This window comes from Streptacidiphilus pinicola, assembly GCF_003258295.1.
In the GTDB taxonomy this organism is placed as follows: domain Bacteria; phylum Actinomycetota; class Actinomycetes; order Streptomycetales; family Streptomycetaceae; genus Streptacidiphilus; species Streptacidiphilus pinicola.
Genome location: NZ_QKYN01000053.1, coordinates 5538 through 30502, shown reverse-complemented (window position 1 = coordinate 30502; position 24965 = coordinate 5538). Strand labels below are relative to the sequence as shown.

The following is a 24965-nucleotide window of genomic DNA, read 5'->3' as shown; positions in this document are numbered from 1 at the left end:
TGGCCGCGGCAGCGCCCGCACATCGGCCGGTCCACGCCTCAGTGCCAGGCTCACAGCCCCAGCCGCAGCCAGGGCCCGAAGCCATCACCGGCAGGCGGCTCTCTCGTCATGAAGCAGCAGCTGCTCACGTATCTGGTGACGCACCGGCCCAGGGGCTCGCGTCCGCGGTGCCCGCGCACGCGCGAGACCGCCGAGGGCGATGAGCCGGAGCTCCCGATCGTCGTGCTCCTAGCCCAGTCGGCTACGCCGGACCGGACCGAGGGCCCGCTGGTGACGAAGCCGTCAGGATTCGGTTTCGCCCGGCGCGTGTCGGCTGTATACGCACTGTCCGGCCAGCCACGTGGCGTCGACGAGGATGTCGGCGATGCGCGCCGGATCGACGGTGCGCGGGTCCCCGTCCAGGACAACGAAGTCGGCGTACTTCCCGACCTCGATGGAGCCGGTGATGTCGTCGGCGAACAGCTGCCAGGCGGCGTCGATGGTCTGCGCCCGCAGAGCCTGGTCGACAGTGATCCGTTCTTCGGGCGCCAGGACCCGACCCGACTTCGACAGCCGCGTCACCGCCTCGGTGATGTTCCGCAGCGGCTCGACCGGCGTGACCGGGGCGTCGTTGTGGAAGGAGATCCGCAGACCCGCCTTCAGGGCCGAGCCGGCGTTCGCGTAGTGGGCGCCGTGCTCGGGTCCGAACAGGTCGTCGACGAGGACGTCGCCCCAGTAGTACAGGTGGTCGACGAAGATCGTGGCGGTGATGCCGAGGGCCGCGGCTCGCTCGAACTGGTCCGGGCGCATGGTTCCGACGTGGTCCAGGCGCAGCCGGTGGTCGTCCCGCGGATACGCGGCGAGTAGCTTCCCCCACACGTCCAGGACCATGTCCACGGCTTCGTCGCCGTGGGCATGGCAGGCCAGCTGCCAGCCGGCCGGGAAGTACGCCTCGCCGATCGCCTTCAGCTGCTCGGGCGTGTAGTTGGCCCGGCCGCGGTGGTTCGGCTCCAGGCCCAGGGCCCGGGTGGTGTCGTTGGTGAGGTAGGGGAAGGAGGTGGCGATGTTCCCGACCCAGGGCGAGCCGTCGGCCCAGGTCTTGATGCCGACCTGCTTGACGAGGTCGTCGCCGTTGTCGGGGGTGATGTCCGATCCCATCTTCGGCCCGGACATCTCGTACATCCGCACTCTGACGGTCGGGCTGCTGGCGGCCAGCGCCGGTCGCAGCTTGGCGTCGAAGGCCATGTCCGAGCACGTCGTGACCCCGGCCTTGTTCAGCCGTGCGTACTCGGCGTTCAGCACTGCCGGCCATTCGCCGGGCTTCGGCATGAACGGATGCAGGCACGCCCCGACGGCCCGGGCTTCGTACGCGGCGCCGTCGAGGGAGCCATCGGCGGTGCGGCCGAAGCGTGCGCCAGCGGGATCCGGCGTGTCCTTCGACAGCCCGAGCCATGTCGCCGCGGCGCTGTTGAAGAAGGCCAGGTGCCCGGAGTTGTGCATGATTACCAGGGGCGTGTCGGGCGCCACCGAGTCCAGCCAGGCCAGATTCGGGGTCGGGAGTCCCTTCTGCAGCAGCGGGTCCCAGCCGTAGCAGCAGGTTCCACCTCCGCCGCGCTTGGCGACCGCGGCCTTGATAGCCGCCACCACGTCGTCGGCGGCGGGGATCGTCGCGGGCCGGATGTCGTCGACGGCCGGTCCGAGTACGAAGGCTTCCTCGGTGACGTGGCCGTGTGGCTCGACGAAACCGGGCATCAGGCACCGGCCGCCCAGGTCGACGATCCGGGTCGAGCGGTCGGTCAGCGGTTCGATCTCGGCGCCGGTGCCGACCGCCACGATGCGGCCGTCCCGCACCGCGACCGCCTCGGCCAGCGGCTGATCGGGATTCATCGTGAGCACGACGCCGGAAGTGAACACGACGTCGGCGAACCTTGGGGAGGACTCAGACTCTGCTGCCATGGCGTCAGTGTCCGCGCGGGCGCCCCGACCCGGCCACCGGTACAGGCCCATTCGGAGGTACGCCCCGGTTCGTCGTCCAGCCCGGAGCACTACCGGCTTCCCCGGCCTCCTGCCCTTGCCGCCGCCTGCTCCAACGCCAGGATGCGCAACGTGTCCGCCTTGAGGATCCTGCCGCACGCAATTGAGACAACGCAGGGCGAAGGGCGAGGCAGAGGTCCTGCTCAGCAATTTACTCACCGTACTCTCGCTTCACGAGCAGAGCGCTCTGTGTCCAGGTCGAAGTCTGGCTGTACGAGCCTCAGCGTCATTGCGTCCCAGTGCCGTCACCGCGCCGATCAGCGCAGCCAGAGTGTGGTGGGAACGCCGATCCGCGGCGCCCATGACAGCCAGAACGTTGAGTCGTCGATGAGTGTCTCGCCGACATCGAAGACCACGGATCGGATCTGCATCGCATCCTGCGATCCCGTCGTTCGATATTCCGCCACGGTACCTTCGCACGTGTCGCACCTGGCTTCACCTGCGGCGACGTACTACGGTGACGACCGTGCCCCCGGCCAAGCCCCTCGGCCTCGCGCGCGCCACCGCGCTGGTGCGCCGTCCGAAGCTGTGGCTGTTCCCCTCCGTCCTGGCCACGCTGGTCGCGCTGTCCCTGGCGCTGCTCTACATGGGCGGCATCCTGAACCCGAACGGCAACCTCCACCACCTGCCGATCGCCCTGGTCAACGCCGACACCGGCGCCCCACCGCCCGGCCAGCAGCAGAACCTGGGCACGCAGGTGGCGCAGGCGGTGGTCGCGGGCTCGCCGTCGGGCTCGGTGCAGTGGAACAGGGTCAGCCCAGCGGAGGCGCCGGGCATGCTGGCCTCGGGCAAGGTCTACGGGGCGCTGGTGATCCCGCCGGACTTCACCGCCTCGGTCGGGGCGCTCACCACGACGCAGGCCTCGGTGCGCCCGACCATCACGGTCCTGACCAACCCGGGGCTGGGCAGCTTGGGCTCGTCGCTGGCGTCCCAGATCAACCAGTTCGCGGCCCACCAGGCGTCGCTGGCCATCGGCAAGCAGCTGACCGCGGCGGTGCCTGGCGCCGACCCCACCACGCGCCTGCTGCTGGCCGACCCGGTGGCGGTGACCACGCAGGTGGGCCACTCCATCGGCCAGTACAGCGGCCTGGGCCTGACCGCGTTCTACTACACCTTGCTGCTGATCCTGGCCGGCTTCGTCGGAGGCAACCTGATCAGCTCCGGCGTGGACAGCGCGCTCGGCTACGCCGACAGCGAGCTAGGCCCCTGGCACACCCGCCGCCTTACGGTCCCGATCGACCGAACCCAGACCCTGCTGCTGAAGATGCTGATGACTGCCGGCATCACGGTGCTCACCACCTCGACGGTGATGCTGGCCTGCATTGCCATCCTGGGCATGGGAGCCTCGCACATCCCGCTGCTGTGGATCTTCTCCTACTGCGCGTGCCTCGCGATCGGCCTCGGCGTCCAGGCCATCAACGCGGCGTTCGGTGGCATCGGCCAGCTGGTGTCGATGTTCGTCTTCATCGCCCTGGCCCTACCGTCCTCCGGTGCAACCGTCCCGCTGCAGGCGACGCCGACCGTCTACCGCTTCCTCGGGACGTTCGAACCCGCGCGGCAGCTCAGCGGCGGCGTGCGCTCGATCCTGTACTTCGACGCCCGCGCCGACGCCGGCCTTTACCGCGCCTGGGCCATGATCGCCATCGGGGCCGTGCTCGCGCTGATCTTCGGCTTCGCGATGACGCAGTACTACGACCGCAAGGGGCTGAGGCGGCTGACGCCGCAACCGATGTCGGAGGCGGGGACCGGGATGGCGGCGGGAGCCGAAGCTGGGAGCTAGGCGGCCCCGGCGCAGCGCGTCCCGGTCGTCCCCGTCGTCCTGGCCCTTGGCGTCGGCGCGGCGCGACGGCCAGCTCCGCACAGAGTTGCGCCAGGGATTCCAGCACCAACCTTGACGGTCTTCGCGTCGGGCTTGAGCGGGGCGACGCGGCTCTTGAAGTGCTTCGGCCCGTGTCGCCGTAGGCGCCCGCGATCTCCACGAAGTCCGCCGGCAGGGAGACCGACCAAGACTTGCCGATCTCCTCGATCAGCGGGCCCTCCGCCTGCCGCACTGGTGCACCCAGCACCGGCACGAAGTCGCTCACGGTCTTCATCTCGTCTCCGCCCACGCGACCTGCCGAACGGCCACAACCTACGGCACCGCTTTCGAAGCCACTCGCCCTGGGCACGACGGAGAGCAACAGCTCCGGCTCCCCACACCGTTGTCCCTTCAAGCAACTGAGGAAGCTGGGCAACCCAGGCGGCATTCAATGAGCGCCTTCGCCCCCTGCTCGGCCTAGCCTGAAGAAGTGAAAGGTGTATTGGTCGCTGTCGCGATGGCGGGCACCTTGGCCGCAGTCGCGGCCTGCTCGTCCAGTGTCACCTCCCAGTCGGTCAAGGCTCCGACTCGCACCGTGACTGCGACTGTCACCCACCAGGCCGCGCCCGCCCCGAGCGCCACCGCCACCGCATCGCCTGCGCACATCTCGGCCCCGCCGACGAGCGAGCACCCGGTACAGCCGACCGTGACCGCTACCACCACCCCACCCCACGCCGCGCCGAGCTCGCAGGGTCCCTCACCCTCGGCGGCGACCCACGTTGTGATTTACGGGTGCGATGGGCAGCCGGTCGGCCAGCCCGCAGAGTTCGTTCTGGCCTGCGGCGACGGGGGCGTGGCCCTGCAGAGCCTGAACTGGTCCGGCTGGGGAGGATCCACCGCGACCGCCACCGGCCAGCTACGAGAGAACACGTGCGTTCCGAACTGCGCCGTCGGTGGCTCTACGTCAAATTCCGCCACCGTGACGGTCAGCGGCCTCACCGGCGGCCGCTACACGAGCATGCACATCAGCGCGCCAGGTGCCCGCAACCCGATCTTGGACTACGGGCTCCGCTTGAACGGTCCGGTCATCCAGTAGCCAAGAAGCTCCGCCCAGCCAGATCCCGCCACGGTCACACAGGGTTCGTCGAACGGGGCAGCTTACCCTGGTATCCGAGGGACATTGAGATCGCCTTCAACCCGACCGGTCCTGCTCACCCCGATCCTGCAGATGAAGGTCAAGACCAGACCCGCACAGCAGCCTGCCTAAGCCGAGCGCAGCGACATCTGAACGCCGACCCCGGGCCCCACTGAGCATCTAACGGAGCTCCTAGCCAGCCAGTGATCTTGGTCGACACCGTTCATAGCAGGGAGCTCCGTTGCTTTTCAGGGCCCTTGGCGCACGAGTCTCAAGTCCTCACTACGCGGCATTGCGGCTATCCCTGGGCCGTACCACCCAGGCGGCGCTCGCCGCCGGGGAGTCGGCGCAGGGTCGGGCGCCATCGCCCCGGCCCTGCGCGCCGACCTCACCGGGTTCCCCTGGACCGGGTGACTGCCGCGCCGGACGAACTGCGCTGTCCCTGGTCGCGTTGACGATGTCGAACGGGACCGTCACGCACGGGGGCTGAACGGCCGCCCTCGACGAGGTCGCCCGGCGGTCAGGAGGGTGTGGCCGCCGTGCTGACCGCGCCCAGGGTGCTGTTCGCCAGCCACTGGGACCAGGAGCGGTTCCAGTCGCCGTAACCGTTGCCGGTGGCCACCACTGGCTTGGCGGAGGAGCCGACGACCGTGACGACGTCGCCGACCATCACCATGTTGTAGAAGCGCTTGGCGGTGCCGTCGTCGGCCAGGCCGATGCAGCCGTGGGTGACGTTCTGCTTGCCCGCGTAGATGTCGGCGCGGGCGTTCTGGTGCAGGTAGGTGCCGGACTCGGTCAGGTGCGAGGCCCAGTAGTAGTAGTCGTGGTAGGCGTCGCCGAGGCCGACGGTCTGTGAGTTCATGTAGACGGCCGGGGACTTGTCCATCACCACCATGGTGCCCTCCCAGGTGTCCAGGCCGGGTCGCCCGGCGGTGACAGGGATGTGGCTGGTGGTCCCGTCGTCGACCACGGTCATCTGGTGCGTGGAGAGGTCGACGGTGGCGATCAGTGAGCGGGCGACGGTGAAGTGCCGGCTCTCGTGCGAGCCAAGGGCGACTGTGACGGTAGTGCCCGGGGCCCAGTACGCCGCCGGCCGGAAGTCCACCCGCCGACCGGGGCCCAGGGTGCGGTCGGTGATCCAGCTCCAGGCGCCGGTGACGCCGCTGGAGGTGGTCACCCGCAGCCAGGACTCGACGGCGCGCCGCTGGTCGTCGGAGACCGGACGGTCGAAGGTCACCGAGACCGGCAGGCCGACACCGACCTTGGCGCCATCGTCGAAGTTGAGGCGCGCCGAGGCGAGTACGGCCGGCTCCGGGCCGCGCGGGGCAGCCGCGGAGGGCGAGCCGCTCGCGCTCGACGTCCCGCCGCCGCTGGGCGTCGCGGTCCCGGCGGACGGATTGGGCGTGGCCGTGGCGGGTGCGGCGGCCTGCGTGGCGCTGTTCGTGCCGCAGCCCGCGACGCCGAGGACGCAAGCCGCGGCTAGCAGCCCGACCCCCAGCAGGTGGGCACGGCTCCGGGCTGGGCGGCGAGGTGACGACGAGACGGCGAGCATGGCGGTTCCCCCTGAAGGCAGTTCGGTAGTACCCGCTAGAACGCCGCAGGGGGATCATCAGGTTGTCTGCCGTTTGCAACAACTGTGTCTCGCGGTACCGCACTGCTGCCGAGGGCGAACCCGTCATGCAGAACGTGACAGCAGTGCGCTTGGCCGCAGGGCCGCTCACACCGCGGCGAACAGCCCGCCCAGCGGGGCCGGGGTCTGCTCCGGGGGGCCTCGACCGGCGCCCGGCCGTAGTGGATCTTGCCCTCGCCGTTCAGGGATCCCTGAGGTGGTCGAGGGCGACGACCTCACGTACAGCGTCTGCGACGGCGCGGAAGTCCTTGCGCAGGATCGCACCGTGATTGCTGGGGACTTTCGCACTGATTTGGATGTTCGGGTTGCGTTCGGTCACCGCGGGGAGGCTGGTGCGTATCTGTTCGTGTCCGCCCTGGCTGCCGAAGGACTCACCCGAAGCGACCACATACCGGGCGGGGACGGTGATGTGGTCAAGGACGGGACCCAGTGTGTGCGCGCGGGCGAGCTCGCCGAGCTCGATGTTGCTGTTGGCCATCTGTTCAGCAGTCATCCGCGGCGTCAGGCCCGTCGGGCGCAGGAGCGGCATGAACCAGGCCCACCGTCGAAAGGCTTTCCGGATGCCCTGTTCCATGTCTTCGGTCAGCCAGTCGTACGGCTGTGCGCCGTCGACCAGGATGGCGCCGATGGCGCGGTCCGGATTGCGGCTGGCCCAGTGGGCGGCGACGAACGCTCCGTAGGACCAGCCCACGACCAGCGCCCGGTCCACGCCGCGGGCGGCGAGGACGGCGTCGACGTCTCGGACGGCGGCCTCGAATGAGTAGTCCGCTGAACGTCGGGACTTTCTGCCGCGGGCTCGTTCGTCGTAGGTGATGTGCCGCCACCGTGGGCCGAGGTCGGCGATGACGTGTCGCCAGTATCGCTGGGTGGCGAACTGGCCGTTGAGGTAGATCACGGGGATGCCGGAGCCGCCGGTGTCGGTGACGGCGAGGGCCGTGTCGTCGATCGACACCATGCCGGTCCACTTGGAGTCGGTTGAGGGAGCACGGTTGTGTGTCATGTGTTCCGCCTGGCTGTGTGGGTGACGGCCTTGTTTGCGAGTTCCGTTCCGAGAGCGGATGTTCAGCAGCTTCGGCTGCACCCTGGGTCTCGCGGATTCGGGGTGCCTGGGCCTGCGGGCCTGGCGTGCCTGGCGTGCCTGGTGGAGGACGCCGCGATCGGCCGATACGGGAGGATGTGCACGCTGAGGCGCAAAGACCGGTTGCAGGGAAAGAGTTCGGGATGGCGGGGGAACTGTGGGTTTCGGCGTTCTCGCTCGCGGGTGTGGCGCTGGGCGGGGCGCTGACGGCGTTCACCCAGCGTGCCGCCCAGCGGTCGGCCGACCGGGCCGAGGAGCGGCGACGGTCGGCCGCGACGGCTGAGACGCGCCGGGCCGAACAGGTCCAGGCGATCCAGGAGTTCCTTGCCTGTGCCCAGCTCGCCGAGCGGGCTGCCTACTCCCGGCCGGAACCGTGGGGTGCCGACGAGGACGGCTGGATGACCGAGGCACAGGCAGTCATGACCAAGCTTTGGACGGCTGACCGCGGGGTCGTCCTGCTGTGCGACCCAGCTCTGGAGGCCCCCGCCCGTGCTTACGGACGCGCGCTCAACCAGGCGGTTTGGCGGGAGACCGGCGATGTGGAAGTCAACGAGCACCTGGAAGAGCACAAGGACGCCTTCATGATCGCCGCCCGGTCGAGTCTGGCCCGCACATGACCGGTCGCCTGTTACACCGTTTGGCGTGGGGCGGCAGTGCTACTTGTCAGCTGTGCCGGGCTGCGCGCTGATGGATTCCTGGTAGACATCCGCGTAGGTGCGTGTGTCCTGGATCAGGCCGTCGCAGAACGCGGCGACGTCGCTGCCGATGAGCTCCAGGACTCCTTTACCCGCGGCGACGCCCTCTTCGAAGAAGTCGACGATTCCGGGGAGCAGGGGCCCGTCGGGCAGGTCGACGGGTCCGACCTTGAACAGGTACTTCTGCATCTCCTTGTAGACGATCCGATAGTCCGCAGGGAGGGCCTTGACCCGGGCCGTGTGCGCTCGCCACTGCTTCTTGCCTTCGATGATGTCCTGGATGCCCACGTCAGCCTCCCAGCCGGCTCAGTTTCCTTGCGACGTTCCTGTTCAACTGCTCACGCCAGCGGTCGCGATAGGTTCGGGCCCCGTGCCCGCCGGTCAGCGCCGTGCAGAAGCCCTGGACGTCGTCGCCGAGCACTTCCTGGACGCTCTGCCCTTCTGCCGCGGTCTCTTCGAGCAGCCCGAGGGCGGCGTCGAGGATCGGCATCAGGCTGCGGCCGGTGAAGTCCCCTTGGGGGATGAGGTAGTGCTTGATCTGGTCCCACGCCGCCCGGTAGTCGTCCGGCAGGGTTTCGGCCCGGGCTTCGAACGCCTTCCATTCCCTGGTGAGGTCGCTGCCGGTGATGGTCTCCCAGAAGTTCATCGCCCGCCCTCCTTGAGCTTGTCGATGCGTGATGAGAGGTACTGCCACTTCGCCCAGAACTTGTTGAGTTCCTCGCGTCCGGCCTCGTTGAGCGCGTAGAACTTTCGCGGTGGCCCGACCCCGGAGGGCCGCTTGCTCACCTGGACGAGTCGGTTGCGTTCCAGGCGCAGCAGGATCGTGTAGACCGTCCCCTCGACGACGTCGGCGAAGCCGAGTTCGTTCAGCTGGCGGGTGATGGCGTACCCGTAGGTCTCCTCGCTGGCGATGATCTGGAGCACGCATCCTTCGAGCGTGCCCTTCAGCATCTCCGTCAGATCCTCCACCGCTACTCCTCCTCCAACCACTCGGTACTGTGTGGTACCGAGTACTGCTACACAGTATCACTGAGTAGCTGGGGTGCCAACGCGGCGAGCACTGACCCGGCCTTGCGACCGACGGCGGACCTGGGCACCGGCCGCATCAACGTGCTGGTCTTCCCCAAGCTCTGGTCCAGCCTCAAGCCCCAGATCTCCCAGGGAACGACCGCCATTTCGCTGGCCTGCTCGACCTACGCGCAGACCGGACAGCTCCCCCGCATCTTCGAGACCAGCAGCTCGCCAGCGCTGACCGCCCACGCGGTCCGGCCCGCCCACATGAGCGGGCCGGACCACCTGTAGCGTCCTCGCATCCATTCGAAGGAGCACACGGATGAAAGGCACAGCCTCCGCGCCGCACCCGCTGCCCCGCACGCTCACCCCGCCCACCCCAGACCGGAAGGAGCCGACGACGTGAGCACAGACGACCGACACGGGCAGGCCGCGCCGCTGGACCTGATCCTCGGCCCGGAACACGCCGCCGCCGTCCTCACCCGCATCGCCACCACGCTGCAGCAGCAGGACCTGCTGCCCGAACCCGTCGCGCTACGCCTGGCCTGCGAGCGCGCCACCGACGGCGACCCACTCGTGCTGGCCGCCCCCGGCCAGGTGTGGGAGCTGCGCGACGGCGTCGACATCGACGACGCCCCGGCCCGGCGCCTCGCGGTCCACCTGCGCCTGGAGGGCCCGCCGATGGTGGTCGTCGGCGACCCGGACGACCCCACCGGCGACGGCGAGCTCGGCGAGCTGCTGATCGAGGTCCTGGAGATGTACCGGCTGGCCTCCTGGGACACCCGCTTCCTGGCCCCTCACCCAGGCTGAGCGCCTTGACGGGCATGGACGCCTCTCGGCCCGCAGCTGTGCCACACCCGAAGCATGCCCGGTCGCCTGGGCGGAGACGAGCTCGGCACCCTAGTCGACCTCTCCCCCGCCGACCTGCCCGTGCAAGGGGAGCCCGACGAGATCGACGGCAGGTGCAGGCGCAGGTCGAGATCGGCGGCTGCGTCGGCCGAACCGGCCCCAAGCCCCGGCGGGCAGGCGCACTGAGCGGAGGCAGACGGCCTCGCCGCTGCGGACCGCCGCCGCCCCCGAGGCATCCGCGCCCCACAGCGTCGATCCCTTCTCGCCGACGGGCAGCGAGGTACGGAGCGCCTAGGGAGACCATCCGAGACCGGCCGCAGCGTTGAGAACCTTGTCTGCGACGTTGTGCTTCCCCCACAGGGCAGCGTCGTGCACGTCTGAGTGCCCGGCACCCTTGAGCGGCAGATCGTAGGCGCCCTTGAAGGCCTTGCTGCGCCGGCGGAGGAAGTGCCTGCAGCGGTCGGCGAGAAGCACGGGGTCATGCCTGGCCCGGACGGAGACCACCACGCCGACCCTCTGTGCGATGGACCGGGATTCGGCGTTGCTCCAGCGGTAGTCAGGGCATGCGAGAGCCACCATGAGCCCGAGCCTCAGATCGCGATGGGCCACCGCCCACTGCAGCACCGTGCCACCGTGGCTGTGGGCGAATGCCGCGTTCAAATTGGTCGCTCCGCACTCGGAATCCATCCACCAGCGCAGGGCCTTGCCGGCCACCTCACGCTGGTAGTCGTCGAAGTCGCCGGACCATTCAAAGGGCTGGTCACCGGCGTAGAGACCAGTGCCAAGCGGGTGCCCTGACAGGTACGTGTGGAAGGCGCCGCTGGAGGGGCGCCACCACTCCTTGGTCTTCCCCTTGTTCGCCCAGGTGCCGTGGACGATCAGCGAGTTACCTCCGCTGGCGGGCTCCTCCCCTTCGGCAGAGGTGGCGCTCTCCTGCTCTTCCTCCTCCTCGGTCTCGGCGGCGTCCGCCGACGGTTGCGCGGCCGAGGACTCCCGCGCTTGCCGGATCCCGGTCAGGGCGTTGTCGGCAACCAGCCGAATGTCCTCGCTGTTGGAGGTGAGACCCAGGTCGAGCGTGTTGCTGATTGCGGGCTCGGCGCCGGTCCGCTCGCTTCGTCGTTGGCTCCCTTCGCTCTGCAACCAGGTCAGCTCTGAAGCCGCGACGACTCTCAGCAGTTGGTGCTCCGTGGTGGATTGAAGCGCTACCCGCAAGAGAGCCACCGCAGCGACCTGGCGGTCGCTTTCGAGATCTTGGCCTGCTCGCAGTACCTGCCAGAGATCTGCTCGCACGCCGGCGTGTTGATATGTGCCGGCGCTCAGGCCAGTCACGATCCCCGGGTCGGCACCAAGGCGTCTGGCCACATACTCGGCGCACTCGGGCATGCTGATGACGCGGGTTCCGAGCTCGGCAACCACGGGAACCTCCAGCTCCCCCACAACGCTGGCGCCTCGTAGGCCATCCGGCTCCAGCAGGTATCGATGGCCGCTCAGTTGCGCCCCGATGTAGATCATCTGCAGTGCCTGAGAGACGGACGGCGTTTCCGTGACAGCAGGCTCCGAGAAGGCGGCAAATCCAGGGAGCGGCTGCACCAGGTCTTCGCTCATGGAACCTCTCGTCCCCAAGAACGCCGGCGTCAGATCGTTCACCGCGCGAATCGGTAGAAGATGTCACCCGGATCGTCGATCCTCGCCAGCCCCGCGGCTGCCGCCCGCGGCAGCACGCGCTCCCATGGGCCCGCTTTGGTGCCGGAGTTTTAGCGCCTGTCCCCTGGCGCACCCCGCGCCTTACCCGCCGTACCGATAGCGGTATCGTTCAACGATTTGTTGAAGCCAGCCCTCCCAAGCCCAGCCCTGCGCCCGGCCACCGTGGGCCGGGCGCGCCCATGAAAGGAATCCCATGGCCGACATCACCACCGCGGCAGTCCTCTACCGCAAGGAAGGCGGCGGCCCGCACCCGGTCACCGCCGCAGACTTCGCCACCGCTGCGCTCACCCTTACCCCGGCGCACAGCAGCGCCGTGAACTTGCTCCAGTACCACGTGCTCATCGGATCCGGTTTGTACGAGGCCGCTGCTGTGGGCCGAGCCATCCTCGGAGCGGAGCCCGTCAACCCCCAGAACGTGGAGGTGGCCGCGCGCGCGGTCGGGCTGCCCACGTTCGGACGGCTGCGGTACACGACCGAAGGCAAGGTCTTCACGCCGACCGTGGAGCAGCGGGCCGACCTGACGTACTGACCCCACCGTCATCCCGGTGCCCTGCCCGTTCCGTGCGGCCGGGCGCTCCCACGACCAAGGAGACCCAAGCCCAACTATGACGAATCCCACCCGCAGCCCGCTGTGCGTCGATGTGCTCCGCGACGACAACCTGCTGCCCGCCGGGACCGTGCTCCGCCTCGACGGCACCACCGACATGATCGATGTCGACCGCCCCGACCTGTTCTCGCTGTGGTTGGAGGAGAACCCCTACCACGCCACCGCGGTGTGGCTGCCCGGCCCCCGGGGTGCCTATGTGCTGCGCTGGGGCGGCGCTCAGATCATCCCCGGCATCACGCCGGAGATGCACTCCCTGTCGGGCCTCGCGGCCAGCATTTACGCACTGGCGATGCCGGAACACGCCGAACGACGCAAGCAGCGCGGCAGCGGCTTCAACGGCCCGCAGATGTGGCGCGTCAGCAACGGCGCGAGCCTGGCGGACATCGCTGCCGCCCATGACCGCAACTACCTGCCCCGTTGAGACTCCCGTCGCTCAACACCCCGCCCGGCCCACGGTGTCCGGGCTCAGCCATGACCACCGACAGGACCCCCACCTTGGGCACCCAAGACGAGCGTGTTGATCAGCCGTCTCTCTTCGCAGGTTTCCAGCAGGACCCCGGTCGGGGCCGGCCCACGTGGTGGCTGCCCAAGCCGCAGGCGCAGCCGTGCGGCTGGCAGCCGCCGGTCATCCCCCGCAGCACCTGGTTCGACCGCCTGCCGACAGCCGGGAAGGCCGGGGTGGTGATTGGTGCGGCGTTTGGGGTAGTGGTGCTCGGCGGCGGCGTCCTGGCCAGTTGCTCCGCCACGTTCAGCGGTGTGCCGGGCGTGGGCGCGAAGGTGACCGACTGCCTCAGCGACGGAAACGGCACCGACGAGTTCACGGCCACGGTGACAAACGGCACCAACGATCCGCAGAACGTGAACTTGCGGTTCAACGGTGTCGCCGTGGACGACCCGAGCGACCCCGGCTTGCAGCTGATGGTGTCGCTGGACCCCAACAGCTCCACTCAGGTGAGCGGCAGCGTCAACGACGGCGATACGGCCGCCAGCCCCGAGCAGGCCATCCGCCGACTCGCCTGGGCGGAGGCGATCACCTTCGGATCGGTCGCCGCCGCCTGCCGGATCTTGCCTGCCACCGAAGGTCACAGCGGGCCGATCACCATGCGACTCGGCCTCTCAATCCCAGACACGTGGGGACAATCGGGCCTCCCGGAGAGCTCCACATCGCGTCCAAGGAGGCCTGACCGCAGCAATTGGACGTGCCGAAGGCCGCCGTCGAGCATCCAATGGCTCGCAGTTGACCGCGCCACGGTTGCGCAAAGCCGTTGATAGGCGGGCCACTCGGGTCGGTCCGCGACCACTTGGAGAGGCCCGAGCACTTCGCCTCTCCGGGTTCTCAGGCGCCATCTCTGTTGGCTCGTGACGCCCCGGATCACGTGGTCCTGCGCCGCGTATGGGCGTGGAAGATGCGGGATTGTGGCCCCGCCCAGAGGCGCTTCCGAAGCCTTCCCGACAGCTTCTCGGGCGAGCCCTGTGGCCCATGTCAGGACGTGCAACCGCACTGGGGAACTACCTCGTTGTCTGCGCTGGCGTGAGGGTCGGTGAGCGCGGAGTCCGGAGTCAGCCCCCCGAGTTCTCCCATGGCCCGTCACCTTCGCTCTCGCGCAAATCTTGCCTTTGACATGGAGATATAACGATGAGTGCGACGATGGATGCTTCGATGCTCCGAGCCACGGGGAAGGCTCGGGAGCAGCTTCCCCTCGCTCGGTATAACGATAGATGTTTCTAGGACTAGAGCTTTGCATAAGTTGATACAGAGATCGATAGGTGCAGCGGTGAAGCTAGGTAGTCATGCATCGTCAGACATTGCTTTACGTGTCTTCTTACTTCAAACGTTAGACATACCGCGCACTGCATCTATAGCTGTACCGCTATAACTTACGATGCACCTTGCCATAGGACTAGCTGACTGCTTAGCGATGGATCTGCCCACCTGCCCACCTGCGCAGCCAGCTGTTCAGCTCCGTGTTGACCGACCGGCCTGCTCATAGGTCTGACGGTCGATCTGCCCGTCTTGCCGCCTGCCCCTCTGCCGACGTCCCTGCCGATGCCGCTGACGATCCGCCTTGCTGCCAGACGGCCTATTCAGCTGACCCACGAACTGACAGCCCATTGGACTGCCCGTCAGGCGATCGGCCGCGCAATCGAGCTGCTCGTCCCACCGACGAACCTGCTTCCCGCTGATCTGACTCCCGCCCCGCCTTGCTAGCTCCCTGCCGAGCGGCCTGCCTGGCTACCTTGCTGGCTGACGCACTGCTCGACACGCTGACGGCTCACTTGACCAACCGACGCGCCCACGGTCTACGCGCCTGCCTGACGAACCGCTCCTGGATGCCACTGTCGCGCGAACCGCTGTGCGGCCGGACTTCCTGTCGGCCTCGTCCTGCAGCAGCCTGACGGCCGATGGACCGACCCGGCTGCCTAGCGGCTCACCGGCTGCTCCGCCCATCTGCCGCTCGAACGAGCCGACCGACTGCCGGTCGGGCTTGGTTCCTGTCTTCTCATCGCTCCCACTGGCGATGTGACGCCCGACCGGACGGCCTCGCCATGTACGCCCCTGGCTGCCCGCTCACCGGGCTGTCCTTCGAACGACCCTGCGATCCACCCGACTGACGGTCCGCCCGTCGCGCCGTCAGCCTGCTTGCCCGCCTGCGCCCGCAGCAGACCGCTGCTTCGACCACCGCCCCTGCGACCGACGGGCACACACCGGCCCGCGGGACGACGGAGAGCGCCACTCAGCGGCGGGCGCGAGCACGGCGCGCCGACGAGAGAACTTTTCAAAGAAGCGGTCCAAGCCGCGCAGGCGGTGTCCGGCCGCTTCTCCCTTGCGGGAAGTGGGCACTTCAACGTCCTGTCAATGGAACAACATTGAGCCCGCAGGGCACCTAGCCTGAGCCCGTTCGCAGGGACCTTTCGGGTGTCTTCGGCCTTGGGGAGGCGCAGGAATTGCGCGAGGCGTCCCACCTAACGGTGGCCCCACCTGTTATCTTCATGCCTGAAAAATCGACTGACAAGAGAACAATGATCTCGCGAGTGCGGCCAACCTGGCAGCACTCAAGTGCGACAAAACCGGACAAGAAACAGCCGGTGGCGGATCGTTCGGGTGTGGATTGTTCTTGCGTCGGCCGAGCCAGGGGTATGGGAGGAGCGCAGGTCATGAGAGTCATCACGGTGGCGAACCAGAAGGGTGGGGTCGGCAAGACCACCACCACCGTGAACATGGCCGCCGGCTTGGCGCTGATGGGCAAGCGGGTCCTCATCGTGGATCTCGACCCCCAGGCGCAGGCCGGGACCGCGGTGGGGGTGAACCTGCCGATCTCCGAGTCGGGGCGCTCGCTGGGCTGGGCGCTGCAGGCGCGGTTGCAGGGCATCGAGCTGGACCTCAATGACCTGATCTTCGATCGCAGCCACCTGATGGGTGAGTTCCAGGAGTACGGCGGGGCGCTGCACCTGCTGGCGTGCAATGAGGGCTCGATGAGCACGGCGCAGAACCTGGTCGGGGCCGAGGGGTACAAGGCGACGCCGATACTTCGCCGCATGCTGGCGACGGTGGCCGACCAGTACGACTACGCGATCGTGGATGTGCCGCCGGCGATCAACGCGCTGGCAGCCGTGGGCTGGGCGGCGGGCGACTGGATCGTGACGCTGTGCTATCCGGAGTACGCCACGGTCAAGGGTGCGGTCACGCTGGCGGGTTCGGTGAAGTTCGTCAGCAAGAACACCGAGGGGGAGTGCAACCCGCAGTACCTCGGTGTGATCTTGAACAAGACCAGCCCGCCGTCGAAGTGGAAGGAGCAGGAGATCGAGGTGCGTTCCGGTGTCGTGGACGCCGGCCTGCTGCCCTTCGTCGCGGACATCCGGACCAGTGAGTTCATCTCGAAGGCCTACGGGATGGGTATCCCGGCCGTGCTGACGCACACCAACCATGCCCCAGGCCAGCAGTACGCCGCCTTGCTGCAGGAGATGCTGGTACGGATGGACAGCGCCGTGGACCAGTGGCGGATCGCCCCGGCGCCAGCCCCGGCGACGGAGGAGATCGGTGTCTGAGCGTCGTCCCAAGAAGCGCCCCAACGTCTTCGCGAACGTCGTCGCGAACGCCGACGAGGTGGTCGCGGCCTCCTTCATCGCGTCCGGGCCCGCCCCGGGCGCCCGGGAGGCCGCGAGCGCGGGATCGACCTTCGCCGCCGCGGAAGTTGACACGGCGGCCGCCGCGCCGCCTGTGCGGGCCCCCGCCCCGGAGCGCGCCCCGGGCGAGCAGGACGGGGGCGGGCAGGACACGGGGCCGAGTCTCGCTCCCGTGGTTGCAGTGGCGGCCCCGGCGGTCCTCGAGGAGCCCGCGGCGCAGCCAGTGGCGAAGCCGGCCCCCGTCGCGGCCGTGACCGTCCCCGAGGCGACGGTCGCAACGGTCGCACCGGTCGCACCGGTTGCGCCGAGGCCGCAAACCGCGCCGCCCGTACCCGAGTTGTCCCCGGAGCCCAGCCGCGTCGCCCCAGTCACCGCGCCCCGCGCGCCGGCGCCGGCAGAGGAGCTTCCCTCGCCCGCCATCGCGGAGGCCCCGGCGGCCGCGATGGCGCCGCAGGCCGCAGATGCGCCGGCCGTGCCGGCCGTGGTGGAACCCGCGCCCAAGGTGGCCCCTCGGAGACGGCCGCCGTCCGCGGTGCGCCGCAGCGCGGGCCAGACGCACTGGTCCCACCAGGCGGTGCTGGAGAGCTTCGCCAGTGCCACGATCCAGTCCCGCAGTTGGAAGCTGCACGGCTTCCGGATCGTGCCAGAGATACTCACCTTGCTGAAGACCCGGATCAACGCGGACCGGCGCAGCACCGGCAACCCGAAGCTGGCCATCAGCCACTATCTCGACGCGGTGCTTCGCCACACCCCGACGGACGTGGAGGAGCAGATCGCTCTCGCCCAGGAGTTCCTGACGGCGCGTATGGGCATCGTGGAGGCCGGGAAGCAGTCGACGTACCGTGTGGGGCCACAGGCCTCAGCGTGGGTGTCGGACATGAACGTGGGCCTGCAGGAGGCCGACTACGGGCGCAAGGGCATCTACGTGGTGTCGGCGTCGATCGAGTCGTTCCTGGGCGCGCTGGACGGCGGCGGCGCGTTGCAGCGTCCGGAGCTCCCCGGCCGCTGATCCCGTGCTGAGAGCCCAGGCCGGTGGCCTGGGCATATACCGATGGGTGCAGTCATCGATAGATCGATGGCTGCACCCATCGGTGTTTTTGTCCATGCAGTGATGAGTGCAGCGCTAAACCTTGCGGCCTAACGAACTGACTGACTGTCGATCCCTCTATCGGCCGAACGGACCAACTCGCCAACTGTCTCCTTGGCGATAGAACAAGCAGTGTCGCCAAGAGAGCTCAGACCCCGCCAAAATACGGACATTCAGCGGCATGGCCTCCTCAATCAGGTGGGTGATTCTCTCGTGCCGAGAGAAGAATTAGGGGTGTTCTGCGGTACTGTGACGCTGCAACACCTGTGACCTGAGGGAAGGAGCGCGATGGCCGCCACACTGTCCGCCTACGCCGTGGCCAATGCGGCCCACGTCAGCCAGTCCTGGGCCTGGAAGGCCCGCGACGCCGGCATCATCCACGCCCCGTACACCGAGGAGGACGTCATCGCCCTCCAGGTCTACGCCTGCGTGGCCCAGCTCGTCTGGCCCGGCGAGCGCCGCGTGCGCAGCGAGAAGCACGGCCTGGAGCTGTGGCAGTCCCTCGCCGTCAACGCCGCCCGCGAGGCCATGAGCGATCCGCTCACCAGCGCGGAGACGGTCCTGTGGGTCCTGCAGGACGCCGCGCTGCTCGCGACGACAGCGGGGGAGCGCGCCGCCCTCGAACTGGACCAGCTACGCGGCCGCACCGCATTCCGGCTGCCCCTGGGGGAGTGGATCGCCCAGGTCCCGCAGACCCTCGCCCAGTTGCCCACGTCCCGGCCGCGCAAGCCGCGACCGCCCATGACCGCCGCCTGAACCCGGGCCGGCCACGCATGACCCCCTAGAACCAGCCCCTTAACCACCGCCCCGAGGAGGCGCCCGCCCCACAACCGCATACCGCCGGACCCACTGACCAGCCCATCTACGCCGGTCAGCCGGTTTGTTATTGCCTCTTTCCCTCTCTGCCGCGCCAGGAGTCGCGTTGAGCGCCAGCCGCAGGGCTAGTTCAGTGCTGCCCGAACCCAAGACCGACGTACACCTCCCATCGGACCGCTCCGCCTTCCCGCTGGTCCTGGACCCCGCCCTGCACGAGGTCGGCAGCACCGACTCGCGCCAGCTGCGCCACCCGGCCGACTTCCTGCACGCCGTCAACTGGGCCGTCGCGCAAGGACTCCACCCGCGCGCCACCGCCACCACCGTCACGGTCGCCCAGAAGCTGGCCGCGAAGATCAACCGCGACGGTCACATGGCTTACGCCCGCGAGCGCCTGGCCGCAGAGCTGAACCTCAGCCTGAGCACCGTCCGCAACCACACCCGCGTCCTGCGCGAACTGGGTCTGCTGGTCTGGGTCGAGCACGGCACTCGCCGCAACATCCTGCGCACCAAGAACCCCACCGGGCGGCCCGCCGGCTACAAGGCGACCGCGACCATCTTCGCCGCCGTCGCGCCCCCGTACTGGGATCGCGCAATGGGCCGCACCACCACCGGCCACGGCTACACCGCCCGCCTGATCGCTGTCGACGCCCTCGGCCGCGCCTACGAAACCGCCCTGTCCCAGCTCACCCGGACCACGAGTGCCGCAGCGGTACGCGAGCGGCGTTGCCCCCCTTCTGTCAGTGGTTTCTCAAGTAGTGAGAAGTTTCGGCACAAGGGTGGAAATAACTACACGCGCACGCGCGAGACCACCCCCTCCCCCCAACCGAACCACGCCCGCCGCTGGACCGCGGTCACACCCACCAAGCTCGCCCACCTGATCGCTGCCGCCGAGCAGATCAAGTCCAGCGTCCCGTGGCTAGCCAAGGCCTGCCCGCGACGCCTCGCCTTCCAGCTGCGCGACCGGCTGCTCAACGCCACCTCCATCCAGCCGCTGGTCAACGAACTGCGCACCCTCGGCGCTCTGCAGGCTGTGCACCGTCCCCTGGGCTTCCTCGCAGCGCACCTGAGCCGCCCCGCCCAGCGCACCGACCTACCCGTGGACTGGGTCCCCGTGCGTGGCGCAGCCAAAGCCCCTGTCGACCTGCCACGCTTTGAGGAAGAAGCCGCGCGGATTCCGGACTTCGGTGGTGACCGACTTCTCGAGGAGCGCTGGGACGCCTACTGCGCGCAGCGCGCGTTCGCCGAGGCCCTCGATCGTTGGCGGGACCTCGACCAGCAGCGGCTCGCATCCGACCACCTCGTCCCGGTCTATCCAGTTATCGACATCGCCGTCGATGACACCGGATCCCGGTGGGCGGGGATGGTGAAAGGCCGGCATCGCGCACACGCCGGCGCGTTCGCCCGCAGTGCGACACTGCGGGCGCAAATGCGAGCCCAGTGGGCAGCCGTTCGGTCCCCCGCGCCGGAAGGGCCGGGAGCGGGCGGCAGAGCTCGGGTGGGATGACGCGGCGCGCTAGAGGTCAGCGGCTGGTCGGCCTACGCACCCTGAAAGGGCGACAAGCTCGCGCAGACCCCTGCGAGGGACAGCGAGACACCACTTGCCGCCTGGCAAAGCCGCCCCCGTATGATCACGCGACGCTCGCCCCGACTAGGGACTTCATGGGAGACCTACGTGCTTCTGTTTGTGCCGACCACTAAGAGCCAAGTCCTACGACTTGGTGTCGTATGCGCCGTCGGGCTGTGCATTGCGCTCGTTCTAGTCATCCACGGACCAAGCCATCCCACCCGGTCGGCTGCGCCGACCTGTGCCAGTCAGGTTGACACTGCAAGTTCGACCGACTGCCTTGCCGAGATCAACGCATGGTGCAAGACCAACAAGCCGACCGAGGATCCGAACCAGTGCAGCCTAGAGGTCCTCAACGAAGCGGCACCGTAGCCCTGAAGGCTGGCAGGCCGAACGCCCCCGGCCACCCATCGCGGGCACCGGGGCCATCGTGTTCAGCCAAGCATGGCGGCCGAACCGATGCTTTCGGGACGGGCACACCGCCGACCGTCAGCCCTATAGGGGAGTTGTTCAGTCCGTGTGCTGAGACGGCGTCAACAGAAGCTGATCCCTGGGACGCAGATCGACGGTGCCTCTGACGACGACCGTGTCCAGGAAGATTCGTTCGAGTTCAAGAGCGGCCTGCAAGTTGTTCACGGCAGCTCCGGTCAGAACACCCCGCAGCAGCCATCCAGGCCCGTCGCAGCCCACGAATCTGACCACCTCGAAGCGCCTGGTGCCATGCCTCACCACCGGGACGTGGGCGCGCAGTCCGATGCCGAGCTCGTGGAACTCCTGAGTCGCCGTGCCACCCTGCTCTTCGATGCTCGCTGCAAGCTCCGACCGCACTCCGTCCCAAAGGCCTTCTGGTTGTGACGCGCTCGCATCAGAACATGACTTGCAGCCACCCGACCCGGCAGCGGGCCTGCTGGGCGTAGCCGATCCCGACTACCTCACGTGAGCAGCTCGTGTTCCTCGTCGCCATCGCGTTGCACGACGCGACCCGCGGCGAGCCGAAGACCGACCCGGCCGTGCTGCGCCGCAACGTCATCTGTAGCAAGGCCTCCTGGTACGGGGTCAGCCGCCTTACGATCCGCAGGTACCTGCGTGGCCGCGGGCCGGCCCCTCGAGCGCGCCGGCTACCTGCAACGCGACCCCCACCGCCCCCGCGTCTACGTCCTCACCGACCTTATGGGCGGCGACGACACCGCGCTCGCGGCCGAGGAGGGCGAGCCGACCGCGCCGGTACTGGTGCCCTTGGTGGGGCAGATCGCGGCCGGCGTCCCCATCACCGCCGAAGAGCACGTCGAGGAGTTGCTCCCTGTCCCGCCGACGCTGTTGCCAGCGGCCGGCCCGTTCTTCGCACTCAAGGTGTGTGGGGACTCGATGACCGGCGCGCGGATCCTCGACGGCGACACCGTCGTCGTCCGCGCCACCCAGGCCGCCGACCACGGCGACATCGTCGCCGCCCTGGTCGACGAGACCGAAGCCACCGTCAAGCGGCTCCACCACGGCGGCCGCGGCGGCTCCTGGCTCGTGCCCGCCAACGGCAACTACGAGCCCATCCCGGCGAAGGGCGCCCTGATCCTCGGCACGGTCGTCGCCGTGCTGCGGAAGGTGTAGTCCTCAGCGGACGACCTGGCCCAGCCGGCGTCCGGCCTCCGCCTGCTTCGCGAGCGCCGCGATGAGATCGTCCCCGTTCTCCGACAGCACCGGCCCCTGATGGCTCTCGGGTGCAGGCTCGACCGCGATCTCAACAAGGGCACCGAGGCGTGCCGCGTCGAACAGCCCGTTCAGTTTCCGCAGCGGGGGCCGGCCGGGACGACGGCGGCCGCCGTGCCGACGCAAGGCGCGCTCGGATGGGCCGCAAGACACCGACGAGGCGCGCGGTGGAGCACGCCTGACGCTGGATCGAGCCGTCGCCGGCGGGAGGGGCCGACGGGCCACGAACGCAGGATGGCAGGCGAGGCGCGGCCCCGGCGCAACCGCGGTGACGTGAGGGTAACCCTTCCATAACCCATCGATAAGCCCGGCTCCTAATGTTTGTTCAGCATCCTCTTCGAGCTCAGAAAGACGGGATGTTCGACAATCAGTCAATGGAGGTTGGGCGTGTCGCAGGACCCAGCACAGGTATTCCAGTTCGCTCCCTACCTGTCAGCGTGGCAGGTTGACGGCGATATCCACGTGGGTGGGCTGCCTCCTCACGCCGCGGTGATCGAGGACTTCCCGGAATACTTGCCTGACTTCATCGCCTTCCTCAGCGGGGAGCGGACACTCGCCGAGGCGCAGCGCTGGCTCATGGACCGCGGCCTGGGTGCGGAGGATTCGGCCACCGTGACCGAGGAGCTCCGGGAGGCCGGATTCCTTGTCCGGGCGCTCCCTGATCCGGACTCCAGGTACTCCAGGCATCACCTCTACTTCCAGTCGCAGGGCATCGACCCGGCGGACGCCCAGCACAAGCTTTCGCAGTCCACTGTGGGCCTCATCGGAACGGGTGGGATCGGGAGCAACGTCGCAACGCTGCTCGCCGCGGCGGGCGTGGGGCACATGGTGATCTCCGACGGGGACACCGTGGAGTTGTCCAACCTGACCCGCCAGACCCTCTACTCCGAGGGGGCGGTGGGCCAACTCAAGGTCGAGGTGGCCGCGGCGAGGCTGCGAGAAATCAACTCGGAAGTGAAGGTGACGCCCGTTCCGCTCGGGTTCGACAACGCGGACCTGGTCTCGAACTACTTCGCTGACTGCGATTTCATCGTGCTCTCCGCCGATACGCCCCGTGAGATTCATGAATGGATCTCGTCAAAGGCGGTGGCGCTCGGGATCCCGTACTCCACGGCCGGGTACATCGAGGGGTACGCCGTGGTCGGGCCCCTGGTAGTCCCGGGTGAGACGGCGTGCTACGAATGCAGCCGGAACGAGCACGCCATCTTCGGCGAGTTGCGCGGTGACGCCTCCTCGCTCCGCCAGCTCAATCCCAAGCGGCAGGCTCCCAGCTTCGGCCCGTTGAACTTCTACGTCGCGTCCGTCCAGGTCAATGAGGCGATCCGGTACCTGACCGGGCTCCCGACCCGGACGATGGGCACCAGGCAGGCCATCGACTTCGCCACCTATGAGGCCACGGAGGAGCACTACCAGCGCAGGGCCGACTGCCCCACCTGCTCCTCGGCGGGGCCGGTGTCCGCGACGCCGGTTCCTGCGGCTTCGCTGGACCAGCTGCCGGCGATCGCGGAGCAGTACGCCGCGGAGCGGGCGGAGGCGTCCTTCAACTCGCTGCTCCTCGATCCGCTGATAGCCCGTCTCGTGTCCGCTGCCGGCGACGGCCAGCGGGCTCTGGACATCGGATGCGGGACCGGCGAGAACTCCAGGATGCTCGGCGCGCTCGGCTACGGGGTCACCGCTGTGGACATCGAGCCGGCGATGCTGCGGACCGCGAACGAGCGGACCGCGGACGCAGGGATCGAGTACCGCCTCGCCGGCATCGACGAGATCCCGCGCAGCCAGACCAACGACCTGGTGCTCTGCCTCAACGTCCTGGACTGGGTCGAGGACCTCGACGGCGCGATCGACGCCATCCGAGGCTCACTCAGGCCCGGTGGGCGGGCGATCATCGCCGTTCCCCATCCCTTCAAGGACAGCGGGGGCTGGCTGAAGAAGTGGGACGGACGCCGGTGGCGCTACGACGACTTCTCCGTCACCGGCCACTACTTCTCGGAAGGTCCGATAGCGAAGTCGCGTGAGGATGCGCACGGGGAGACGACCGTGGAGCGGACCGTCACCTTCAAGCGGACCGCGACCACCTACGTCAACGCGTTCCTCTCCGCCGGGTTTGCCCTGCTCGGATACCACGAGCCTGCGCCGACGGTCCAGGCCGACGCCCCCGAGATCCTGTTGGAGAAGTCGATGCGGGTCCCGTACTTCCTTCTGCTCGACCTGATGCTTCCGGAAACGAAGTAGTGGAGCGCTGAAATGCTAGACACAATCTACCTAGAAAAGCATGTGCCTGCGGACTTCTCCTTCAACAGTCGCGTGGCAGCGGTATTCGATGACATGGTCCAGCGCAGCGTGCCCGGCTACGACATCATGCAGGAGAGCCTGGACCGCATTGTTCGGAGCATTCCCGGCCCAGTGGGAACAGTCCTCGACCTCGGATGCGCGACGGGAACGTCCATGGAGGTCCTGGCCAGGAAGTTCCCCGGAACCCACCTCATCGGCTACGACAACTCCGCGCCCATGATCGAGCAGGCACGCCAGCGGCTGGCGCCATTCGAGCCGGAAACGAGGGTCGACCTCTACTGCGCGGATGTCTGCGAAGTGGTCGAGTTTCCGCCCGCCGATGTTGTGCTCCTCAATCTCACCCTCCAGTTCATCAGGCCGCTCCGGCGCAAGAGCATCCTGACCGCCCTGAGTCGGGCCGTCAGGCCCGGAGGGGTGCTCGTCCTCATGGAGAAGGTGATCGAAGACGACTCGTCCCTGACCCGGCGCCTCATTTCGATACACCATGAGTTCAAGCGCGAGCAGGGTTATTCGGACCTGGAGATAGCGCGCAAGCGCGAGGACATCGAAAACGTCCTCATTCCTCTCTCGGTCTCCGAGAACGAGGAACTGTTGCGCGACGCCGGGTTCAACGAGGTCGGCTGCGTGATCAAAGTCCTGAACTTTGCCCTCATCGCCGGCTTCAAGAGCGCAATCGAATTCTGAGGGAGGTGAACCAGATGCTGAAGATCGTCAAGAAGCCCGTCGTCAAGACGGACTCCATCATGGTCCACAACTGAGAAGCGGTCCGAGGCCAAGCACACTCCGAAAGGAGGTGAACCAGATGCTGAAGATCGTCAAGAAGCCCGTCGTCAAGACGGATTCCATCATGGTCCACAACT

The 24965-nt window shown here is 68.2% G+C and carries 22 protein-coding genes and 1 pseudogene; 14 read left to right on the top strand and 9 right to left on the bottom strand.

Features of this window, described 5'->3' with window-relative positions; genetic code table 11:
- Positions 1 to 282 precede the first annotated feature (282 nt).
- On the bottom strand, positions 283 to 1935 hold the full coding sequence (locus DN069_RS13760) for an amidohydrolase (RefSeq protein ID WP_111501299.1): 1653 nt from the start codon (positions 1933 to 1935) through the stop codon (positions 283 to 285).
- A gap of 544 nt (positions 1936 to 2479) precedes the next feature.
- On the opposite strand from DN069_RS13760, the gene DN069_RS13750 reads away from it, so the two are divergent.
- A complete protein-coding gene (locus DN069_RS13750) occupies positions 2480 to 3793 on the top strand; it encodes a YhgE/Pip domain-containing protein (protein ID WP_243639195.1) in 1314 nt (437 codons plus the stop codon).
- A gap of 1673 nt (positions 3794 to 5466) precedes the next feature.
- On the opposite strand, the gene DN069_RS13740 is transcribed toward DN069_RS13750, so the two are convergent.
- Both DN069_RS13740 and DN069_RS13735 read right to left on the bottom strand, forming a co-directional pair.
- Positions 5467 to 6498, bottom strand: a complete 1032-nt coding sequence (locus tag DN069_RS13740) for a L,D-transpeptidase (RefSeq protein ID WP_207892149.1) — start codon at positions 6496 to 6498, stop codon at positions 5467 to 5469.
- A 259-nt stretch (positions 6499 to 6757) separates the two neighbouring features.
- Positions 6758 to 7657: an alpha/beta fold hydrolase gene (locus DN069_RS13735; protein ID WP_243639194.1), complete on the bottom strand. Its 900-nt coding sequence runs from the start codon at positions 7655 to 7657 to the stop codon at positions 6758 to 6760.
- A 140-nt stretch (positions 7658 to 7797) separates the two neighbouring features.
- On the opposite strand from DN069_RS13735, the gene DN069_RS13730 reads away from it, so the two are divergent.
- On the top strand, positions 7798 to 8271 hold the full coding sequence (locus DN069_RS13730) for a hypothetical protein (RefSeq protein WP_111501238.1): 474 nt from the start codon (positions 7798 to 7800) through the stop codon (positions 8269 to 8271).
- Between the two features lie 39 nt (positions 8272 to 8310).
- On the opposite strand, the gene DN069_RS13725 is transcribed toward DN069_RS13730, so the two are convergent.
- The 3 genes from DN069_RS13725 to DN069_RS13715 are packed head-to-tail and all read right to left on the bottom strand — an operon-like array spanning position 8311 to position 9318.
- Entirely contained in the window at positions 8311 to 8637 is a 327-nt protein-coding gene (locus tag DN069_RS13725) for a DUF1048 domain-containing protein (protein WP_111501237.1), read from the bottom strand.
- A 1-nt stretch (position 8638) separates the two neighbouring features.
- The gene (locus tag DN069_RS13720; RefSeq protein ID WP_111501236.1) at positions 8639 to 8995 is read right to left on the bottom strand and encodes a DUF1048 domain-containing protein; all 357 of its coding nucleotides are present in this window, start codon (positions 8993 to 8995) and stop codon (positions 8639 to 8641) included.
- Entirely contained in the window at positions 8992 to 9318 is a 327-nt protein-coding gene (locus DN069_RS13715) for a PadR family transcriptional regulator (protein WP_111501235.1), read from the bottom strand. The genes DN069_RS13720 and DN069_RS13715 overlap by 4 nt, the downstream gene beginning before the upstream one ends.
- A gap of 102 nt (positions 9319 to 9420) precedes the next feature.
- Here DN069_RS13715 and DN069_RS13710 point away from each other — a divergent pair, with 102 nt between their 5' ends.
- Complete coding sequence (locus tag DN069_RS13710; protein WP_111501234.1) at positions 9421 to 9651, top strand: hypothetical protein; 231 nt, start codon at positions 9421 to 9423, stop codon at positions 9649 to 9651.
- A 111-nt stretch (positions 9652 to 9762) separates the two neighbouring features.
- Entirely contained in the window at positions 9763 to 10170 is a 408-nt protein-coding gene (locus DN069_RS13705) for a hypothetical protein (RefSeq protein WP_111501233.1), read from the top strand.
- Positions 10171 to 10500: 330 nt separating this feature from the next.
- Here DN069_RS13705 and DN069_RS13700 read toward each other — a convergent pair whose 3' ends face one another.
- Positions 10501 to 11814 carry a hypothetical protein gene (locus DN069_RS13700; RefSeq protein WP_111501232.1) on the bottom strand — a complete coding sequence of 438 codons (1314 nt, stop codon included), beginning with the start codon at positions 11812 to 11814 and terminating at the stop codon, positions 10501 to 10503.
- A 292-nt stretch (positions 11815 to 12106) separates the two neighbouring features.
- On the opposite strand from DN069_RS13700, the gene DN069_RS13695 reads away from it, so the two are divergent.
- The 7 genes from DN069_RS13695 to DN069_RS13665 all read left to right on the top strand — a co-directional run bounded on the left by DN069_RS13695 (position 12107) and on the right by DN069_RS13665 (position 20052).
- Positions 12107 to 12442 (top strand): hypothetical protein, encoded by a 336-nt coding sequence (locus DN069_RS13695; protein WP_111501231.1) that lies wholly within the window; start codon positions 12107 to 12109, stop codon positions 12440 to 12442.
- A 76-nt stretch (positions 12443 to 12518) separates the two neighbouring features.
- On the top strand, positions 12519 to 12941 hold the full coding sequence (locus tag DN069_RS13690; protein ID WP_111501230.1) for a hypothetical protein: 423 nt from the start codon (positions 12519 to 12521) through the stop codon (positions 12939 to 12941).
- 50 nt (positions 12942 to 12991) lie between these two features.
- Positions 12992 to 13789: a hypothetical protein gene (locus DN069_RS13685; RefSeq protein ID WP_111501229.1), complete on the top strand. Its 798-nt coding sequence runs from the start codon at positions 12992 to 12994 to the stop codon at positions 13787 to 13789.
- A 1887-nt stretch (positions 13790 to 15676) separates the two neighbouring features.
- The gene (locus DN069_RS13680; RefSeq protein WP_341538468.1) at positions 15677 to 16567 is read left to right on the top strand and encodes a ParA family protein; all 891 of its coding nucleotides are present in this window, start codon (positions 15677 to 15679) and stop codon (positions 16565 to 16567) included.
- The gene (locus DN069_RS41530; protein WP_243639191.1) at positions 16560 to 17654 is read left to right on the top strand and encodes a hypothetical protein; all 1095 of its coding nucleotides are present in this window, start codon (positions 16560 to 16562) and stop codon (positions 17652 to 17654) included. Before DN069_RS13680 ends, DN069_RS41530 begins: the two co-directional genes overlap by 8 nt.
- Before the next feature lie 366 nt (positions 17655 to 18020).
- Positions 18021 to 18488: a hypothetical protein gene (locus DN069_RS13670; protein WP_111501227.1), complete on the top strand. Its 468-nt coding sequence runs from the start codon at positions 18021 to 18023 to the stop codon at positions 18486 to 18488.
- Between the two features lie 193 nt (positions 18489 to 18681).
- On the top strand, positions 18682 to 20052 hold the full coding sequence (locus tag DN069_RS13665; protein WP_111501226.1) for a helix-turn-helix domain-containing protein: 1371 nt from the start codon (positions 18682 to 18684) through the stop codon (positions 20050 to 20052).
- Between the two features lie 570 nt (positions 20053 to 20622).
- Here DN069_RS13665 and DN069_RS13660 read toward each other — a convergent pair.
- Positions 20623 to 20961: pseudogene (locus DN069_RS13660) on the bottom strand (DUF3710 domain-containing protein); the annotation flags it as partial.
- A gap of 87 nt (positions 20962 to 21048) precedes the next feature.
- Between DN069_RS13660 and lexA the strand changes: the two are divergent.
- Positions 21049 to 21714 carry a transcriptional repressor LexA gene (gene lexA / locus DN069_RS13655; RefSeq protein WP_111501224.1) on the top strand — a complete coding sequence of 222 codons (666 nt, stop codon included), beginning with the start codon at positions 21049 to 21051 and terminating at the stop codon, positions 21712 to 21714.
- Between the two features lie 3 nt (positions 21715 to 21717).
- Here lexA and DN069_RS39390 read toward each other — a convergent pair whose 3' ends face one another.
- A complete protein-coding gene (locus DN069_RS39390) occupies positions 21718 to 21939 on the bottom strand; it encodes a hypothetical protein (protein ID WP_133259916.1) in 222 nt (73 codons plus the stop codon).
- A 261-nt stretch (positions 21940 to 22200) separates the two neighbouring features.
- Here DN069_RS39390 and DN069_RS13650 point away from each other — a divergent pair, with 261 nt between their 5' ends.
- Positions 22201 to 24045 carry a TOMM precursor leader peptide-binding protein gene (locus DN069_RS13650; RefSeq protein WP_111501223.1) on the top strand — a complete coding sequence of 615 codons (1845 nt, stop codon included), beginning with the start codon at positions 22201 to 22203 and terminating at the stop codon, positions 24043 to 24045.
- 12 nt (positions 24046 to 24057) lie between these two features.
- Positions 24058 to 24789, top strand: coding sequence for a carboxy-S-adenosyl-L-methionine synthase CmoA (gene cmoA / locus DN069_RS13645; RefSeq protein WP_111501222.1), 732 nt, complete (start codon positions 24058 to 24060; stop codon positions 24787 to 24789).
- The last annotated feature ends 176 nt before the right edge of the window (positions 24790 to 24965 follow it).

Excerpts from the sequence above, each read along its gene's own strand:
- DN069_RS13680 (WP_341538468.1), top strand. The coding sequence starts at position 15,677 with ATGAGAGTCATCACGGTGGCGAACCAGAAGGGTGGGGTCGGCAAGACC.
- DN069_RS13685 (WP_111501229.1), top strand. The coding sequence starts at position 12,992 with ATGACCACCGACAGGACCCCCACCTTGGGCACCCAAGACGAGCGTGTT.
- DN069_RS13720 (WP_111501236.1), bottom strand. The coding sequence starts at position 8,995 with ATGAACTTCTGGGAGACCATCACCGGCAGCGACCTCACCAGGGAATGG.
- DN069_RS13670 (WP_111501227.1), top strand. The coding sequence starts at position 18,021 with ATGGCCGCCACACTGTCCGCCTACGCCGTGGCCAATGCGGCCCACGTC.
- DN069_RS13740 (WP_207892149.1), bottom strand. The coding sequence starts at position 6,498 with ATGCTCGCCGTCTCGTCGTCACCTCGCCGCCCAGCCCGGAGCCGTGCC.
- cmoA (WP_111501222.1), top strand. The coding sequence starts at position 24,058 with ATGCTAGACACAATCTACCTAGAAAAGCATGTGCCTGCGGACTTCTCC.
- DN069_RS13690 (WP_111501230.1), top strand. The coding sequence starts at position 12,519 with ATGACGAATCCCACCCGCAGCCCGCTGTGCGTCGATGTGCTCCGCGAC.
- DN069_RS13760 (WP_111501299.1), bottom strand. The coding sequence starts at position 1,935 with ATGGCAGCAGAGTCTGAGTCCTCCCCAAGGTTCGCCGACGTCGTGTTC.
- DN069_RS13700 (WP_111501232.1), bottom strand. The coding sequence starts at position 11,814 with ATGAGCGAAGACCTGGTGCAGCCGCTCCCTGGATTTGCCGCCTTCTCG.
- DN069_RS13695 (WP_111501231.1), top strand. The coding sequence starts at position 12,107 with ATGGCCGACATCACCACCGCGGCAGTCCTCTACCGCAAGGAAGGCGGC.
- DN069_RS13730 (WP_111501238.1), top strand. The coding sequence starts at position 7,798 with ATGGCGGGGGAACTGTGGGTTTCGGCGTTCTCGCTCGCGGGTGTGGCG.